This is a genomic window from Pseudomonas sp. JUb42 (assembly GCF_024807945.1).
Lineage (GTDB): Bacteria > Pseudomonadota > Gammaproteobacteria > Pseudomonadales > Pseudomonadaceae > Aquipseudomonas.
Map to the genome: position 1 here is coordinate 157,558 of NZ_JANUFD010000011.1, position 14,099 is coordinate 171,656.

The 14,099-nt window shown below is 58.6% G+C and carries 16 protein-coding genes and 1 pseudogene; 8 read left to right on the forward strand and 9 right to left on the reverse strand.

All coding sequences use genetic code 11. The annotated features are described in order from the left end of the window. The first annotated feature begins 12 nt into the window (after positions 1–12). The 6 genes from M2401_RS21845 to M2401_RS21870 all read left to right on the forward strand — a co-directional run bounded on the left by M2401_RS21845 (position 13) and on the right by M2401_RS21870 (position 3,817). A complete protein-coding gene (locus M2401_RS21845) occupies positions 13–864 on the forward strand; it encodes a DUF1989 domain-containing protein (protein WP_259105919.1) in 852 nt (283 codons plus the stop codon). 192 nt (positions 865–1,056) lie between these two features. Continuing rightward, entirely contained in the window at positions 1,057–1,410 is a 354-nt protein-coding gene (locus tag M2401_RS21850) for a YceK/YidQ family lipoprotein (RefSeq protein WP_259105920.1), read from the forward strand. Between the two features lie 5 nt (positions 1,411–1,415). Then, positions 1,416–2,195, forward strand: coding sequence for a transporter substrate-binding domain-containing protein (locus M2401_RS21855; protein ID WP_259105921.1), 780 nt, complete (start codon positions 1,416–1,418; stop codon positions 2,193–2,195). 72 nt (positions 2,196–2,267) lie between these two features. Continuing rightward, positions 2,268–2,507: a CopG family ribbon-helix-helix protein gene (locus M2401_RS21860; RefSeq protein ID WP_259105922.1), complete on the forward strand. Its 240-nt coding sequence runs from the start codon at positions 2,268–2,270 to the stop codon at positions 2,505–2,507. Next, positions 2,497–2,775 (forward strand): type II toxin-antitoxin system RelE/ParE family toxin, encoded by a 279-nt coding sequence (locus M2401_RS21865; protein ID WP_259105923.1) that lies wholly within the window; start codon positions 2,497–2,499, stop codon positions 2,773–2,775. The genes M2401_RS21860 and M2401_RS21865 overlap by 11 nt, the downstream gene beginning before the upstream one ends. Positions 2,776–2,821: 46 nt before the next feature. Then, positions 2,822–3,817, forward strand: coding sequence for an ATPase (locus M2401_RS21870; protein WP_259105924.1), 996 nt, complete (start codon positions 2,822–2,824; stop codon positions 3,815–3,817). On the opposite strand, the gene M2401_RS21875 is transcribed toward M2401_RS21870, so the two are convergent. After that, positions 3,792–4,472 carry a Crp/Fnr family transcriptional regulator gene (locus tag M2401_RS21875; protein ID WP_259106010.1) on the reverse strand — a complete coding sequence of 227 codons (681 nt, stop codon included), beginning with the start codon at positions 4,470–4,472 and terminating at the stop codon, positions 3,792–3,794. The two genes, M2401_RS21870 and M2401_RS21875, sit on opposite strands and share 26 nt — an antisense overlap. Positions 4,473–4,694: 222 nt before the next feature. Here M2401_RS21875 and M2401_RS21880 point away from each other — a divergent pair, with 222 nt between their 5' ends. Next, on the forward strand, positions 4,695–5,450 hold the full coding sequence (locus M2401_RS21880; RefSeq protein ID WP_259105925.1) for a class II aldolase/adducin family protein: 756 nt from the start codon (positions 4,695–4,697) through the stop codon (positions 5,448–5,450). Positions 5,451–5,579: 129 nt separating this feature from the next. On the opposite strand, the gene M2401_RS21885 is transcribed toward M2401_RS21880, so the two are convergent. The 5 genes and pseudogenes from M2401_RS21885 to M2401_RS21900 all read right to left on the reverse strand — a co-directional run bounded on the left by M2401_RS21885 (position 5,580) and on the right by M2401_RS21900 (position 10,290). Beyond that, positions 5,580–6,599, reverse strand: a complete 1,020-nt coding sequence (locus M2401_RS21885) for a branched-chain amino acid aminotransferase (protein WP_259105926.1) — start codon at positions 6,597–6,599, stop codon at positions 5,580–5,582. A 240-nt stretch (positions 6,600–6,839) separates the two neighbouring features. Continuing rightward, a complete protein-coding gene (locus M2401_RS34675; protein ID WP_409033966.1) occupies positions 6,840–7,703 on the reverse strand; it encodes a methyl-accepting chemotaxis protein in 864 nt (287 codons plus the stop codon). Further along, positions 7,695–8,471: pseudogene (locus M2401_RS34680) on the reverse strand (MCP four helix bundle domain-containing protein); the annotation flags it as partial. The pseudogene M2401_RS34680 and the gene M2401_RS34675, both read right to left, overlap by 9 nt. A gap of 249 nt (positions 8,472–8,720) precedes the next feature. After that, a complete protein-coding gene (locus M2401_RS21895; protein ID WP_259105928.1) occupies positions 8,721–9,362 on the reverse strand; it encodes a CatB-related O-acetyltransferase in 642 nt (213 codons plus the stop codon). A gap of 28 nt (positions 9,363–9,390) precedes the next feature. Beyond that, on the reverse strand, positions 9,391–10,290 hold the full coding sequence (locus M2401_RS21900; protein ID WP_259105929.1) for a glycosyltransferase family 2 protein: 900 nt from the start codon (positions 10,288–10,290) through the stop codon (positions 9,391–9,393). 362 nt (positions 10,291–10,652) lie between these two features. Between M2401_RS21900 and M2401_RS21905 the strand changes: the two genes are divergently transcribed. Further along, positions 10,653–12,173, forward strand: coding sequence for a hypothetical protein (locus M2401_RS21905; RefSeq protein WP_259105930.1), 1,521 nt, complete (start codon positions 10,653–10,655; stop codon positions 12,171–12,173). A 65-nt stretch (positions 12,174–12,238) separates the two neighbouring features. Here M2401_RS21905 and cyoE read toward each other — a convergent pair whose 3' ends face one another. Genes cyoE through cyoC form a run of 3 tightly spaced genes read right to left on the reverse strand, consistent with a single transcriptional unit; the run spans position 12,239 to position 14,096 of the window. Next, positions 12,239–13,126: a heme o synthase gene (cyoE, locus tag M2401_RS21910; RefSeq protein ID WP_259105931.1), complete on the reverse strand. Its 888-nt coding sequence runs from the start codon at positions 13,124–13,126 to the stop codon at positions 12,239–12,241. A 10-nt stretch (positions 13,127–13,136) separates the two neighbouring features. Then, positions 13,137–13,469, reverse strand: a complete 333-nt coding sequence (cyoD, locus tag M2401_RS21915; protein WP_259105932.1) for a cytochrome o ubiquinol oxidase subunit IV — start codon at positions 13,467–13,469, stop codon at positions 13,137–13,139. Beyond that, positions 13,470–14,096 (reverse strand): cytochrome o ubiquinol oxidase subunit III, encoded by a 627-nt coding sequence (gene cyoC / locus M2401_RS21920; protein WP_259105933.1) that lies wholly within the window; start codon positions 14,094–14,096, stop codon positions 13,470–13,472. Positions 14,097–14,099 lie beyond the last annotated feature (3 nt).

Consider the following 14,099-nt stretch of genomic DNA (forward strand, 5'->3'; position numbering starts at 1 on the left):
CGAGGATTCACTATGTACAAGGACTATCCCGCCGCTTATCAGGTCAGCAAGGGCAGCGCCCTGCAGGTCGATCAAGCGTTCTATGACCGGGTGCGCGAAGGCAAGGGCCTGCGCACGCTGATCGAACAGTTCGAAGTGCCGATCCGCACCGGCCGGGCCTGGAAAGTCCCGGCCGGCCATGTGTTTCGTGTGACCACGCCGGTCGGCCCTCAGGTCGGCGACTTCAACGTGTGGAACGCCAACGACCCGCGCGAACGCATGTGGGCCGCCCGTACCCGGCAGTTGCAGGGCGCCCATGTCAGCACCTATGACCGCCTGTGGTCGAACCTGCCGTTCCTGCGCCCACTGGTTACCATCACCGACGACAGCCTGGCCAGCTACGGCATCGACGAGCACGGTGGGCGCCTGCATGACCTGCTCGGCACCCGCTGCGATCCGTACGTGAACCGCATGCTCACCGGCGAAGACTTCCACCATCACTGCCACTCCAACCTGACCCGCGCCGTACTGCCCCACGGCCTGACCGAGTTCGATGTGCATGACGTGCTGAATATCTTCCAGTGCACCGGCCTGAATCATGACGACATGTACTTCATGAAAGCCTGCCCGGCCAAACAGGGCGACTACCTGGAGTTCTTCGCCGAAATCGACCTGCTCTGCGCCCTCTCCACCTGCCCCGGCGGTGATCTGTCACTGCCGATGTGGGGGCCGGATGCCCAGGATCCGCTGACGGTCTGCCGCCCGCTGGGGGTAGAGATTTATCAACTGGATGACGCGTTGTTGCAGGGTTGGCAGCAGCCTGAACGTGCGGCTTATAAAGGCCTGCACGGGTTGCACATTGCCAAGGCGGACTGGGAAGTTTGAAATCTACAGCGCAGAGTCGTGAGAGCGAATGTGGGAGCGAATTCATTCGCGAAAGCGGCATCAAGACCACAGCCATATCGGCTGTAACGGCCTTTCGCGGATAAATCCGCTCCCACAATTCGTGCAGGCCGTGTGCTAGCCACGCACCGATGCAGGCCTTATGCTGCCTGCTTTCGCGCAAGGACGCTGATTATGAAACATATCGTTTTATTGGCCCTGGCACTCGCCCTGAGTGGCTGCGGCAACATCGTCACGGTGTACATGGGAGACGCAAAGACCAGTAACTTTCTGCTGGATCAGGGTTCCTCCTGTGGTGCCGTGCCGCGAGTCTACAGCGGCGTGATATTCGACTTCTGCATGCTCTATGGCGAGCCTGCGAGCAACAGCAGAAGCACCGCGTCTGGTAGCTCCGCGTTTCCGATCCTATTCATTGATGCCGCAGCCTCCGGTGTCCTGGACACCGTATCCCTGCCCTACACCATCTACCGCCAATCCACGGACGGCAGTATCGAAATCAGTCGTCGTAACTGGAAAAGAGAGAGCTGAAACCCATGCAGCGCTTGACCCTTACCCTCGCTTTACTGGCTAGTGGCACCATCGCCCATGCTCAGGAGTCCACCTCCCATCTGGACAGCGTCCAGCAACAGGGCCAACTGGCCGTGTGCACCACGGGCGATTACAAGCCCTACTCGTTCCTGCGCCCGGACGGCGAATACGAGGGCATCGATATCGAGATGGCACGCAACCTGGCCAAGAGCCTGGGCGTGAAGGTGCAGTGGGTGCCCACTAGCTGGAAAACCCTGATGCCGGACTTCCTCGCGGGCAAGTGTGATATCGCCGTGGGCGGTATTTCGGTGAGCCTGGAGCGGCAGAAGAAGGCCTTCTTCAGCAATATTCTGGATATCGACGGCAAGATCCCCTTGGTGCGCTGTGAAGAACAGGCGCAGTACCAGACCCTGGATCAGATCAATCGCCCCGAAGTGCGTCTGGTCGAGCCGGCGGGCGGCACCAACGAAGCTTTCGTTCACGCTTATGCACCCAAGGCGCAATTGGCCCTGCATGACAACGTGACCATCTTTCAGCAGTTGCTCGACAAGAAGGCCGACGTGATGATCACCGACGCTTCCGAAGCGCTCTATCAGCAAAAGCGCCTGCCCGGCCTGTGCGCGGTAAATCCGAGCAAATACATGCAGTACGGCGAAAAGGCTTACCTGCTACCACGGGACGACATGGCCTGGAAAAGCTATGTCGATCAATGGCTGCACCTGAGCAAAGCCAACGGCGCCTACCAGAAAGTGGTCGGTGAATGGCTGGCGGTGCCGGGGGAATAAACCCCGGCGTGTCGCACATTGTATGACCTTGTACTACGGTGTATTACATCTGATTACACTGGAGGATGAGGTATGACAATGCTCTCTCTACGCCTGCCGGATGATCTGTCCGAGCTGCTGACGGCCCTGGCCAAGGCCACCGGCCGCAGCAAGTCGTTCCATGCCGTAGAGGCGCTGCGCGAATACCTGGCCAGGGAAGCCTGGCAGGTGGCGCAGATCGAGAAGGCCCTCAAGGAAGCCGATGCCGGGGACTTCGCCAGTGAGGCCGAGGTCAATGCGGTCATGGAAAAGTGGCTGGACAATGCGCGTTGAATGGCTGCAAACCGCGCTGAACAATCTCCACGAAGAAGCCACCTACCTGGCCCGGGACAATCCCCGGGCGGCGGCGGAGTTCATTGCGGCCATCAAGTACCGGGTCGAGCAACTGGCGCGCTTGCCCGAGCAAGGCCGTGAAGGCCGCATCGTCGGCACCCGGGAGTGGACGGTGATCGACCGGCCTTATCTTATTCCCTACCGCGTACGCCAAGGTCGCCTACAGGTGCTGCGGATCATTCATACGCGTCGTGCACTGACTCTCTAGCCGGTGATAAGGTTCTTCCTACACCCGCCAGGGAACGGAGCCCATTGTGAAAACCAGCAAAACCATCACCCGCGCCTTCTGCGTCGAGCTGCAACGAGAGTTGTCTATCACCGCCGCGCGGCGCGAGTACTTTTCCCTGGAGCCGCCGCGCCAGCGCTTTGAGTTTCTCTGTTCCAGCGAAGCCTGCCGGGCAGTGGGCGCGAAGATCACCGGGGTGCGCTACGACGTCAAACCCCAGGACAACCCGACCTTCGTCGCCGCGCATTTTCGCGCCAACCCGCACTATGAACACGATCCCACTTGCGAGTGGGTCGATGTCGATGCCGAAGAACAAGCCCCCGCCCCTGCCAACGAGACCGAAGGCGAAGCGCGATTGCGCAAGGCCCGGCGCAAGCTTGATGACTATATCGACGTGTTCGACCCGACCATTCGCACGCCTGCCAAGGACAAGGAAACAGTCACCGCCAGGCAAGCAATCGTCGAAGCCAACTCCGGCCCCGAACGGGCAGCTGAAGAAAAAGTGCCAAGCGCAACGCCGGTGCGCAGTGAAACCCGCACCAGCAATCTCGAGCGTCTGGTGGATGCCTACCGCCAGGCCAAGGCGCAGCTTGAGGCGCAAGATTTCAATCTGCTGAAGCTACGGGTACCCGGTCAGGGCGAGATGACCCTGCGCTCGTACTTTCGCCATATCAAGTACGCGCAGGTGGGCGACAGCGGGCGGATCGTCTACGGCGGCGGCTTGGTCGAGCGTTATGGGGCGGGCTTCAAGTTCAAGTTCTTCGACCGCCTGAACGGCAAGCAGGTGACGCTCTATGTGTCACCGGCGCAGATGCAGGCCTACCGTTCCAGCCGCTACCTCGGCGAACTGCTCAGCCATGCTGACGAGGTGAAGTTCTTCACCCTGTATGCCTTGGGCACACTGGTGCAGAGCCCATCGGGCAAGAGCGTCAGCGTGGAAGTCGAAGACCTGCGTCATTTGGCGATCGTGTTGGGGCCGCAAAAGACGTCAGGCGATACTAGCGAGACGACTCCATCGCCTTGAGTGCACTCAACGAAGCGATTTCCACCTTGCCGTACTTGAGCACCACCGCGCCTTCAGCGGCCATGGCCTTGAGCTCAAGCGCGAGTGTCTGGCGGGTGATGCCAAGCATCATGGCCAGCTCGTCCTGAGTGACGTTGAGAATCTGACGCTCGCTGGCCGCCAGGGTCGCATCGCCCCTGGCCAGGTGCTCTAGACGCCGGGCAATGCGTACGCGGGTCGAGCGCAGCATGGCGTCTTCAAGCATGGTGTAGACCAGCCGGGTATGAATGGCCTGCAACAAGGCCACGGCGCGGGCAAAACCGGCGTCGAGCATCAACCGGTCAAACACCGGCGGATCGACGCACAACACCTCGGCCGCAGTGATCGCACTGACGTCGTGGATACGCGGCAGGCCATCGAGCAGCGACGTTTCGCCAAACCAATTACCGGCTTCGAAGAGGGTCAGGATCGCCTCGCGCCCGTCCTCGCGCAGAGTCGACACTTTCAGCGTGCCTTGGACCAGGCCATAGAAACAGCCCGATACATCACCCTGACGCGACAGGAACTCGCCGACGCCCAGGCGTTGCACGCGGCTATTGGCCAATAGCTCGGCCTGAAGATTGGCGCCCAATCCGGCGAACCAGGGATGGCGGTTCATCTGTTGCTGGATATCCATGCTCACGCTGTCTTCTGACCGGGAAATGCAAGATACCTTGCAGTGTGGGGGTATACAAAAGGCTAGGCTTCAAACGTGCGACACACTTGAACCTGTGGGAGCGGATTCATCCGCGAAGGCGTCGGTACTTTCAACAATACAGTCGACTGACACACCGCTTTCGCGAATGAATTCGCTCCCACACAAGACCGCGTTCTCTATAACAATAAAAAGGCCCCCCTGATGAATATCCCCTCGCTCAAAGACCAGGTCAGCCCCGAAGAGTGGAAAATCCGTTGCGATCTGGCCGCCTGTTATCGGCTGGTTGCGCTGCACGGCTGGACCGATCTGATCTTCACCCATATCAGCGCGCGCCTGCCCGGTGATGACCATCGCTTTCTGATCAACCCCTACGGCATGCTCTTCGAAGAGGTCACTGCCTCGTCACTGATTGTGGTCGATCAACAAGGCAATAAGCTCAATGACTCGCCGTTCAACGTCAATCGCGCCGGTTTCGTCATTCACAGCGCCATTCACGCGGCCCGGGAAGATGCCCAGTGCGTGCTGCACACCCACACCCGCGCCGGGATTGCCGTGAGCGCGCAGAAGTGCGGCGTGCTGCCGATTTCCCAGCAGTCCACCTTTGTCCTGGCGTCTTTGGGTTATCACGATTACGAAGGCGTGGCGATTCGCGACGAAGAGCGCGTCAGCCTGCAAGCCGATCTGGGCACGGCGAATTTCCTGATGCTGCGCAACCACGGTCTGTTGACGGTCGGGCGTTCGATTGCCGAGGCGTTTCTGGCCATGTATCTGTTTGAGAGCACCTGTCAGATTCAGCTGTCGGCTCAGGCCGGTGGCGAGCTGACTCATGTGCATGACGCGATTGTCGAGGGCGTGGCCCACGTCATGAAGGTGCAGACCGAAGGTCAGGGCGGGGAATTCGTATGGCCGGCGCTGTTGCGCAAGCTGGAGCGGATGGGGAGCGATTATCGCAATTGATCTGCAGATGAAAACATTGTGGGAGCGGATTCATCCGCGAAGACGGTGTTGCAAACGATAGATATCTATCGAATGTACTGACCTCTTCGCGGATGAATCCGCTCCCACAGTTTCTAGCCTATCCCGGACTTAGACCTTGACGATCCAGCCCGCTGGCGCTTCCACGTCACCGGACTGCACGCCGGTCAGCTCTTTGTACAAGCGCTGAGTGACCGGGCCGACTTCTGTCTGGCTGTAGAAGACGTGCAGCTTGTCCTTGTAGGAAATGCCGCCAATCGGGGTGATCACAGCAGCAGTACCGCAGGCACCGGCTTCCTTGAATTCGTCGATCTTGTCGATGAACACATCGCCTTCGACCACTTCAAGACCCAAGCGGCTTTGTGCCAGTTCGATCAGCGACAGGCGAGTGATGCCTGGCAGCACGGATGGCGACTTCGGTGTAACGAACTTGCCATCAGCCGTGATCGCAAAGAAGTTGGCCGAACCGACTTCCTCGATTTTCGAGTGGGTCTGCGGATCCAGGTAGATGCAATCGGCGAAGCTGTTTTTCTTGGCTTCGGAACCTGGCATCAGGCTGGCCGCGTAGTTGCCACCGACCTTGGCGGCACCCGTGCCGTTGGGCGCGGCGCGGTCGTAGCTGGAGATCACGAAATTGTTCGGCTTCAGGCCGCCCTTGAAGTAGGCGCCGACCGGGATGCAGAAGATCGAGAAGATGAACTCGGGCGCAGTGCGCACGCCGATATTGTCACCCACGCCAATCACGAACGGACGCAGGTACAGCGCGCCCCCCGAACCGTATGGCGGGATGAAATGTTCGTTGGCCTTGACCACCTGCTTGCAGGCTTCGATGAACTGCTCGGTAGGCACATGGGGCATCAACAGGCGTGAACAGCTGCGCTGCATGCGCTGGGCGTTCTGGTCGGGACGGAACAGGTTGATCGAACCATCCTTGCAGCGGTAGGCCTTGAGGCCCTCGAAGCATTGCTGGCCGTAGTGCAACGCGGTAGATCCTTCACTGATGTGCAGGACGTTGTCTTCGGTCAGGGTGCCTTCCTGCCAGGCGCCATCACGCCAGTGCGACAGGTAACGCTTGTCCGTCTTGATGTAATCGAAACCCAAAGTGTCCCAGTTGATGCTTTCGTGACCCATAACACCCTCGTTGATTTAGCCATCGCCTGCTTGAGTCAGGCCAGGAACCGATTCTGCCAGATCGACCCGACATCGGCGTAGTCGCAAGCAAGCAAGATAACCTGTAACGAAAAAAATCGCTGCACACAGACGACTCAAAGGTCGGGAAAAGAACACAGAATCTGCGAATCTACCGTAGGACCGGCTTTAGCCGGGAGGACGCCCTCGCGGCTAAAGCCGCTCCTACGCAATAACCCCGGATCACACCCTGAACTTCAACACTACCTGATTGAGCCCCACCGCCAGTTGCGACAGTTCGCTGCTGGCGGCGGAGGTCTGGTTGGCGGCTGCCGAGCTTTGCATCGACAGATCACGGATGCTGGTCAGGTTGCGATCCACTTCACGGGCGACCTGGGCCTGCTCTTCAGTGGCCGAGGCGATGCCCAGGTTGCGTTCGTTGATCAGCACGATGGCCGCGTTGATTTCCACCAGGGCCTGGCCGGCAGCCTCGGCGACTTGCAGGCTGGCCTTGGCCCGTTCGCTGCTGCTGCTCATGGCGTTGACGGCCTTGCCGGTGCCAGCCTGGATCGAGGTGATCATCTGCTCGATTTCCGCTGTGGACTGCTGGGTGCGATGGGCCAGTGCGCGCACTTCATCGGCGACCACGGCAAAACCGCGCCCGGCCTCGCCTGCACGCGCCGCTTCGATGGCTGCGTTCAGAGCCAACAGGTTGGTCTGTTCGGCAATGCCGCGAATCACATCGAGCACGCCGCTGATGCCTTGCACCTGTACCGCCAGGCCGTCGATTTCCGTTGCCGTCACACCGACCGCGCGGTGCAGTTCGTTGATCACCGTGACCGTCTCGGCCACCCGCAAACGGCCCTTTTCGGCCGACTGGCTGGATTCCTTGGCAGCCGTGGAGGCTTCGGCGGCATTGCGCGCCACTTCTTCAACGGCCGCGCTCATCTGATTAATGGCGGTGGCGGCCTGATTGATTTCGTCGTTCTGACGTTGAATGCCGCGCAGAGAGTCTTCGGTAACTGCGGTCATTTCCTCGGAGGTCGAAGCCAGTTGATTAGAAGAATGGCCGAGGTGGGAGATGGTCGTGCGCAGGTTTTCCTGCATCACGCTCAGGGCTGTCAGCAGACGCCCTGGCTCATCCTTGCCATCCGACACCACCGGGCGGCTGAAGTCGTTGGCGGCGATCCCCTCGGCCACGGCCAGGGCCTTGGCGATGGGCGCGGTGAGACTGCGGGTAAACATGGCCGCCAGCAGCAGAGTGGCGATCAGCGAGGCAATGATGGCGATGATGGTAACGGTGCGGGCCTGGTTGAAAGTGGCCGTCGAGGCTTCGGTCGTCGCCTTGGCCTTGGCATCGGTCATATCGCTAATCTGGGCAATGGCTTTGTTCAAGCGGTCAGCCGCCTGGGTCTGCTCGCCATTGGGGGCGCTGAGGCTGCTGATCAGATCGTCATTCTTCTGCCCGACTGCGTCGATAAAACGGCTATGAACAGCCAGATAAGCAGTGATGGCCGTCTGCAGATCGGCAAATACCGCCTTGCCCTGGTCAGAAATAATCAGCGCTTTCATGACATTGGCGTGGCTTTGCAGGTCTGCCCGAGCCTGGTTGATTTTCTGCCGGGCGACGCTTTCGGCATCCGCCGTCCTGGAGAGGCGCAAAGAGCTGTTGTAGAGGCGCATGGTGAGCAGGTCGGCGCGCATGTCATCGATCGCCGAAACGGACGGCAGCACAATGTTTTCTACCTGTTCCTGGCCCTGCTTGAGTTCGGTCGATTGCAGCAGCGAGAACACCCCTTGAGCAATGACCAGTAACGCAAAGAATCCGAAACATACTAATGCACGTGGAGCGATGTTCAAGGATCTCAGATTCATGAGAAGCGACCTATTCTTGCTTTTAGTTCACAAAAATATACGCCTTTATCGTTTCATCTTAAAGAAACATGATGTCCTTAGGCCATCTTTCCGTCGGAAACATATATATGAATTGTGTCGATTTGCCTACATGATCTTAACGAGGCTATGCAGGGGGGCTACCTGGAGGGACGGCTTTAGCCGCGAGATTGCTCTCCCGGCTAAAGCCGGTCCCGCGACGAGGTGCGTCAGGCCTCAAGGTGATGTACGTCAGACCGCCGCAGTCGCCCTGGCCCCCTGACGCACCTGGATATATTCCAGCAGCGCAGGCAGGTCGTTGCTGCTCAGAGTGCGGGCGATAGACTTGACCTCGTCCATGGGCCAATCCCACCAGGCGGCGTCGAGCAGTTGCTGGCGTATGTGTTCATCGAAGCGAAAGCGAATGAACTTGCAGGGATTGCCGCCGACCACCGAGAACGGCGCAACGTCCCGCGTGACTACCGCGCCGGCCGCGACAATCGAGCCATGGCCGATGGTCACGCCGGAGAGAATCATGGCCCCGGCGCAGATCCAGCAATCGCTGCCGATGACCACATCGCCCTTGCTCGGCGCGTAGTCCTTGATGTCTTCCAGGCCTTTCATCATGGCCGGGAACGGATAGGTCGTGAGCCAGTCGGTACGGTGCTCGCCGCCCAGCAGGATGCGTACACCCGCGGCGATCGAGGTGTAGGAGCCGATACGCAGCACAGTGTCATCACCGAATTCGAACACCTCCGGAATGCCATACGTGCCCACGCCCACGGTGTAGCGCGGGTATTGCAGGCGGATCTTTTCCGGTGCCCGCTCCAGTTTGTCCATGCGCCGCAGACGTTTGCGGGTGGCACGGTTTTTCAGCATTTCGAGGAATTTCATGGGATGCCCGTATCAGTCGCCGCAGGCGTCAGCCTTCCTGGCGGTGCAGCAGAAAGCGCTTGAAGCGGCGGAAAGTGGTCATGTTGAACTGGCGCATGGGAATGGAACGCAACAGGCTCCAGGCATGCTTTTTGTCCACCACCACAGCGTACTTGAGCGCCTTGTTGAGGATCGCCGTGCGTCCGCTCTGATACGACGGATGGCTGCTGTATGGGGCGATGGTCTGCAGGTCGGCGTCGAGCAGAACCTTGTATTTACGTGAAAGGTTGTTGGGGTGGCGCCGATAGCGCGTGACACTGACCGGCAGCACGTCGATGCCATAGCCCTGATGGGCAATCTTCAGAGTGATCTGGAAGTCCTGGACCTTGATATTCGGGTCATAGAACCCGGCGGCCTTAAGGGCATCCATGCGATACAGCGACACCGGCGCACCGACCACCACCGCGTCGCTGAGGATTTCGTCGAAGTGCAGATGCTTGATCTGGTCGAGTTTCTGATGCTTGGTGGTGTTGCCTTCGCTGTCCATGTAGATGATCAGCGCGCCTACGCAACCAACGTCCGGATGAGTATTCAGATATTCGGCACGTACCCGCACCGAATCCGGCAGCATCAGGTCATCAAGGTCAGGCGTGGCGACATACGCGCCCTTGGCGTAGCGCAGGCCATGATTGAGGGTCGCGCTGACACCCTGGTTTTCCTGGCGGTAGAGCTGGAAGGCATAGTGTTTTTGCAGGTCTTCGAGCATCGCGAAACTGTTATCGGTGGAACCATCATCGACGATGATCACTTCGAAGTTTTCGTAGTTCTGCGCAAAGATGCTGGCAATCGCCCCCTCAAGAAATTTCTCGGCGTTGTAACAAGGGGCAATGATCGAGACCAGGGGCGGTATATCGGCCCGCGTTCTTATAGAAGTGAGTTCTTCAGTCATAGTTCAGTGTTATCAAAACCTTCCAAGGGGCCGGCCAAGGCAGAATCTGCTTACCATTTGCCTACAAACCCGACACATGATGAGGCAAGCACCTATCTCTTGTCATGGTTTGTATCCCATGCAAAAGCTAAAAAAATCTACATTCGACATTCAATCGGATGTCTGGACACCGTAGCCCATGCGGGCTGGAGTAATGGTAAAGGATGAACGATATTTAATTGACAGAGGCGAATAAGTCACTCTAACAAACCGTCATTAAAGTCATTAATTTGACTAAAGAGATCGCTCTATTAAGGTGAAGACTCATGTGCTCGTCCCTGACGGCACTCACTGTTACTTCATCGTAGATGAGTCAGTACGCCATGGAAGCAGGCATTCCCAGTTCATCCTCCCTCGTTGCCACCGTTATCGACCGACGGCTGACCGTACTGCTGTTCATTCTGCCGCTCGGCCTGCTGTTGTTGGCAGCACTGGTCATCAATCATGGCCAACTGATCTATACGCTGGACGATCCCTACATTCATATCGACCTCGCCCGGCAGATCTTCAGTGGCCATTACGGAATTAACCCGGACGAGTTCTCCGCGCCATCATCCAGTGTGCTGTGGCCCTTGCTATTGGCGCCCTTCACGCCACTGGGCAACGTGCAGCTCTGGGTGCCGTTGATCCTTAACCTGCTGTTCTCCTGGCTGACATTCTCGTTGCTCAGCCAACGCCTGCAGGAACTGGGCTTCGTCCATCGGCTGATTATCCTTGGCGGCTGGCTGCTGGCTACCAACTTCTACGGCCTGATCTTCAATGGCATGGAACACTGCCTGCAGGTCTATCTGGTCGTAGTGATTGCCTGTGGCGTGCTGGGCAAGGAATACGAACAACTCGAAGTCAGTAGCCTCGGCCTGTATGCGGCGCTGCTACTCCTGCCTCTGGTGCGCTACGAAGGCATGGCCGTTTCACTGCCAGTGCTGCTGTACCTGTTCTATCGCGGTGAATATGTGCGCTCGCTGTGCTGTAGCGCACTGCTGATCGGGCTTGTGGGAGCGTTCTCGTTGTTTCTGGCGCATTTGGGTCTGGGTTACCTGCCCTCCTCGGTCATTGCCAAGTCGGACACCACCGGAGTCGCCTCAATCCTGCGTAACCTGATCAGCCAGTTCGACAAATACGGCTGGGTGATCCTCATTCTGCTGGTCACCTGCGGTCTGCTCTCACGGCGCAAGCCTTTGGCCGTACTGCTGCTGACAGTCACCGGCCTGCACCTGCTGTTCGGCAAGTTCGGCTGGTTCGGCCGCTACGAGATCTATTGGCTGAGCTTTCTCGGGGTGTTCTTCCTCCACTTGGGCCGGCGCCATCTATCGGTGCGCGGCGTCGCCCTGATCTTCGGCCTGCTGCCTGTGGCCTTCGCCCAGTTGGTCTACACCACCCTGGCTACGCCTCTGGCGGCGGCGGCGATCTACAACCAGCAATACCCGATGGCCCAGGTCGCGCACCGGCTGGACGCCCCGGTCGCGGTCAACGACCTTGGCCTGGTAGCACTGAACAACCGCCATTACGTGCTCGATCTGTGGGGCCTGGGCAGCCTGGAAGCGTTGAAGCTGCGTAAAACGGAGCAGGGTCCGGGTTGGATCGAGGCGCTGATGACTCGCAAGGGCGTGCACTACGCGATGGTCTACGAAGAGTGGTTCCCGCAGCGACCGGCCAACTGGATCAAGGTCGGCGAGCTGAAGATGACCACACCGAAGATCGCGGCCGCAGGTGACACCGTGGCGTTCTATGCCACCGATCGGGCCTCGGCGGGTAGACTCAAGAGCGTGATGCAGGCGTATGAGCGGGAGGTCCCGCTGGCACGCTTTCATTTCGAATACACCGATTCAGCGATCACCCCGTAAAACGACACCCACAAAAAAGCCCCGCTCCTCAACGAGGAACGGGGCCTGGGTATTTCTGCTTCAGGTTACGGTGCGTACGTCAGCAACAACTCTTTGGTTACCTGAAAGTCCACCGACATCATCACGCTCAGGGCAGTGATGGTGAAGATGGAAAACACGAACAGCTTGCGCGCCCAGACGGTGTCATCGACAGCCTTGTAGCCTTTCCAGGCCATGTACAACCAGTACATGCCCATGCCTGCCGCAACGGCCAGGTAGTTAAGGCCAGCATAGCCGCCGAAGGTCAACATCAGTGTGGCAATGAGGAACGCCAGGATGTAGATCAGGATATGACGCTTGGCCACCGGGATGCCGCGCTCAACCGGAAGAACCGGAATCTTGGCAGCCAGGTAGTCATTGAAGCGGAAGATCGCGATGGCGTAGGAATGCGGCATCTGCCACAGACTGAACATCACCAGCAGGGTCAGCGCCGCGAGGTCGAAGTGATTGCTCACCGCGACATAGCCGATCACCGGAGGCATCGCCCCCGACAAGCTGCCGACGAGGGTGCCGTGTACGGATTTGCGTTTCAGCCACAGGCTGTACAAGCCCACGTAGATGACAAAACCGATCACTGCAAACAACGCCGCCAGGGGCGTTGCGTATGTGTACAGCAGACCTACGCCGCCAAGGCCAAGCACCGTGGCATAGAGCAGGGCCAGTTTCACTGAAACCAGGCCCTGAACCAGAACACGATTACGCGTGCGCTCCATCTTCACGTCGATGTCGCGGTCGATGCAGTTGTTGAAAACACAACCGGACGCCACAACCAGAGAAGTGCCTATGACTGCCGCCAGGAACACGACAAAGTCGATATGCCCTTTGGAAGCCAGAAAAAAGCCACCCGCCACCGAAAGCACGTTACCGAAAATGATCCCCGGTTTGGTGATTTGGATAAAGTGCTTCAGGGACATGCGGTTTTCCTCAGTGCGCCATCATTTCGGTGTGGATGCTGAACATGATCCACAGCGACAGACCGACCAGCAGGACAATCACCAGCGCGGCAAAAGCCAGCGCCGTGACGTTGTTACGCTGAGCTGCCGAGCGGTCCAGGTGCAGGAAGTACACCAGGTGGACCACAACCTGAACCACTGCGAAGATCAGCACGATCCACAGGGTCGCGGCCTTCGACAGCGACGGGTACATCACCAGGCCGAAAGGAATGGCGGTCAGGATAATCGACAGTACGAAGCCGATTACGTACGACTTGACGCTGCCGTGGCTGGCGTCGTCGTGATGAGCGTCATGGTTCGCCATTTACAAGGTCCCCATCAGATAAACAACGGTGAATACACAGATCCAGACCACGTCCAGGAAGTGCCAGAACAGGCTCAGGCAGCTCAGACGCGTGGTGTTGGTTGGAGTCAGGCCGTTTTTCCAGACCTGATACATCATGACTGCCATCCAGATCAGACCGCTGGTCACGTGCAGACCGTGGGTACCGATCAGGGTGAAGAAGCCCGACAGGAAGCCGCTGCGCTGAGGACCAAAGCCTTCGGAGATCAGCTTGTGGAACTCGTTGACCTCCATGACGATGAAGCCCAGGCCGAACAGGAAGGTGATGAACAACCAACCCAGAACCTGGCTCTTCTTGCCTTTGAACAACGCCAGCATGGCGAAGCCGTAGGTGATACTACTCAACAGCAGGAACGCTGTTTCGCCCAGTACATACGGCAGTTCGAAGATGTCATGACCCGACGGGCCGCCGGCGAAGTTATTCGCCAGCACCGCGTAGGTTGCGAAGATCGACGCGAACAACACGCAGTCGGTCATCAGGTAGAGCCAGAAACCGAATACGGTCATTGGCCCACTGTCGTGGTGCTCATCGTGATCATGGTCATGATCGTGACCGTGGGCGTCAGCATTCATTACTAAGTTCGACATGTT

Bases quoted from the DNA above. Each gene is read 5' to 3' on its own strand.
- M2401_RS21875 (WP_259106010.1), bottom strand. From the start codon at position 4,472: ATGGATATCCAGCAACAGATGAACCGCCATCCCTGGTTCGCCGGATTG.
- cyoE (WP_259105931.1), bottom strand. From the start codon at position 13,126: ATGTCCCTGAAGCACTTTATCCAAATCACCAAACCGGGGATCATTTTC.
- M2401_RS21865 (WP_259105923.1), top strand. From the start codon at position 2,497: ATGCGCGTTGAATGGCTGCAAACCGCGCTGAACAATCTCCACGAAGAA.
- cyoD (WP_259105932.1), bottom strand. From the start codon at position 13,469: ATGGCGAACCATGACGCTCATCACGACGACGCCAGCCACGGCAGCGTC.
- M2401_RS21850 (WP_259105920.1), top strand. From the start codon at position 1,057: ATGAAACATATCGTTTTATTGGCCCTGGCACTCGCCCTGAGTGGCTGC.
- M2401_RS21900 (WP_259105929.1), bottom strand. From the start codon at position 10,290: ATGACTGAAGAACTCACTTCTATAAGAACGCGGGCCGATATACCGCCC.
- M2401_RS21880 (WP_259105925.1), top strand. From the start codon at position 4,695: ATGAATATCCCCTCGCTCAAAGACCAGGTCAGCCCCGAAGAGTGGAAA.
- cyoC (WP_259105933.1), bottom strand. From the start codon at position 14,096: ATGTCGAACTTAGTAATGAATGCTGACGCCCACGGTCACGATCATGAC.
- M2401_RS21905 (WP_259105930.1), top strand. From the start codon at position 10,653: ATGGAAGCAGGCATTCCCAGTTCATCCTCCCTCGTTGCCACCGTTATC.
- M2401_RS21895 (WP_259105928.1), bottom strand. From the start codon at position 9,362: ATGAAATTCCTCGAAATGCTGAAAAACCGTGCCACCCGCAAACGTCTG.
- M2401_RS34675 (WP_409033966.1), bottom strand. From the start codon at position 7,703: ATGCAGGAAAACCTGCGCACGACCATCTCCCACCTCGGCCATTCTTCT.
- M2401_RS21855 (WP_259105921.1), top strand. From the start codon at position 1,416: ATGCAGCGCTTGACCCTTACCCTCGCTTTACTGGCTAGTGGCACCATC.
- M2401_RS21885 (WP_259105926.1), bottom strand. From the start codon at position 6,599: ATGGGTCACGAAAGCATCAACTGGGACACTTTGGGTTTCGATTACATC.
- M2401_RS21860 (WP_259105922.1), top strand. From the start codon at position 2,268: ATGACAATGCTCTCTCTACGCCTGCCGGATGATCTGTCCGAGCTGCTG.
- M2401_RS21845 (WP_259105919.1), top strand. From the start codon at position 13: ATGTACAAGGACTATCCCGCCGCTTATCAGGTCAGCAAGGGCAGCGCC.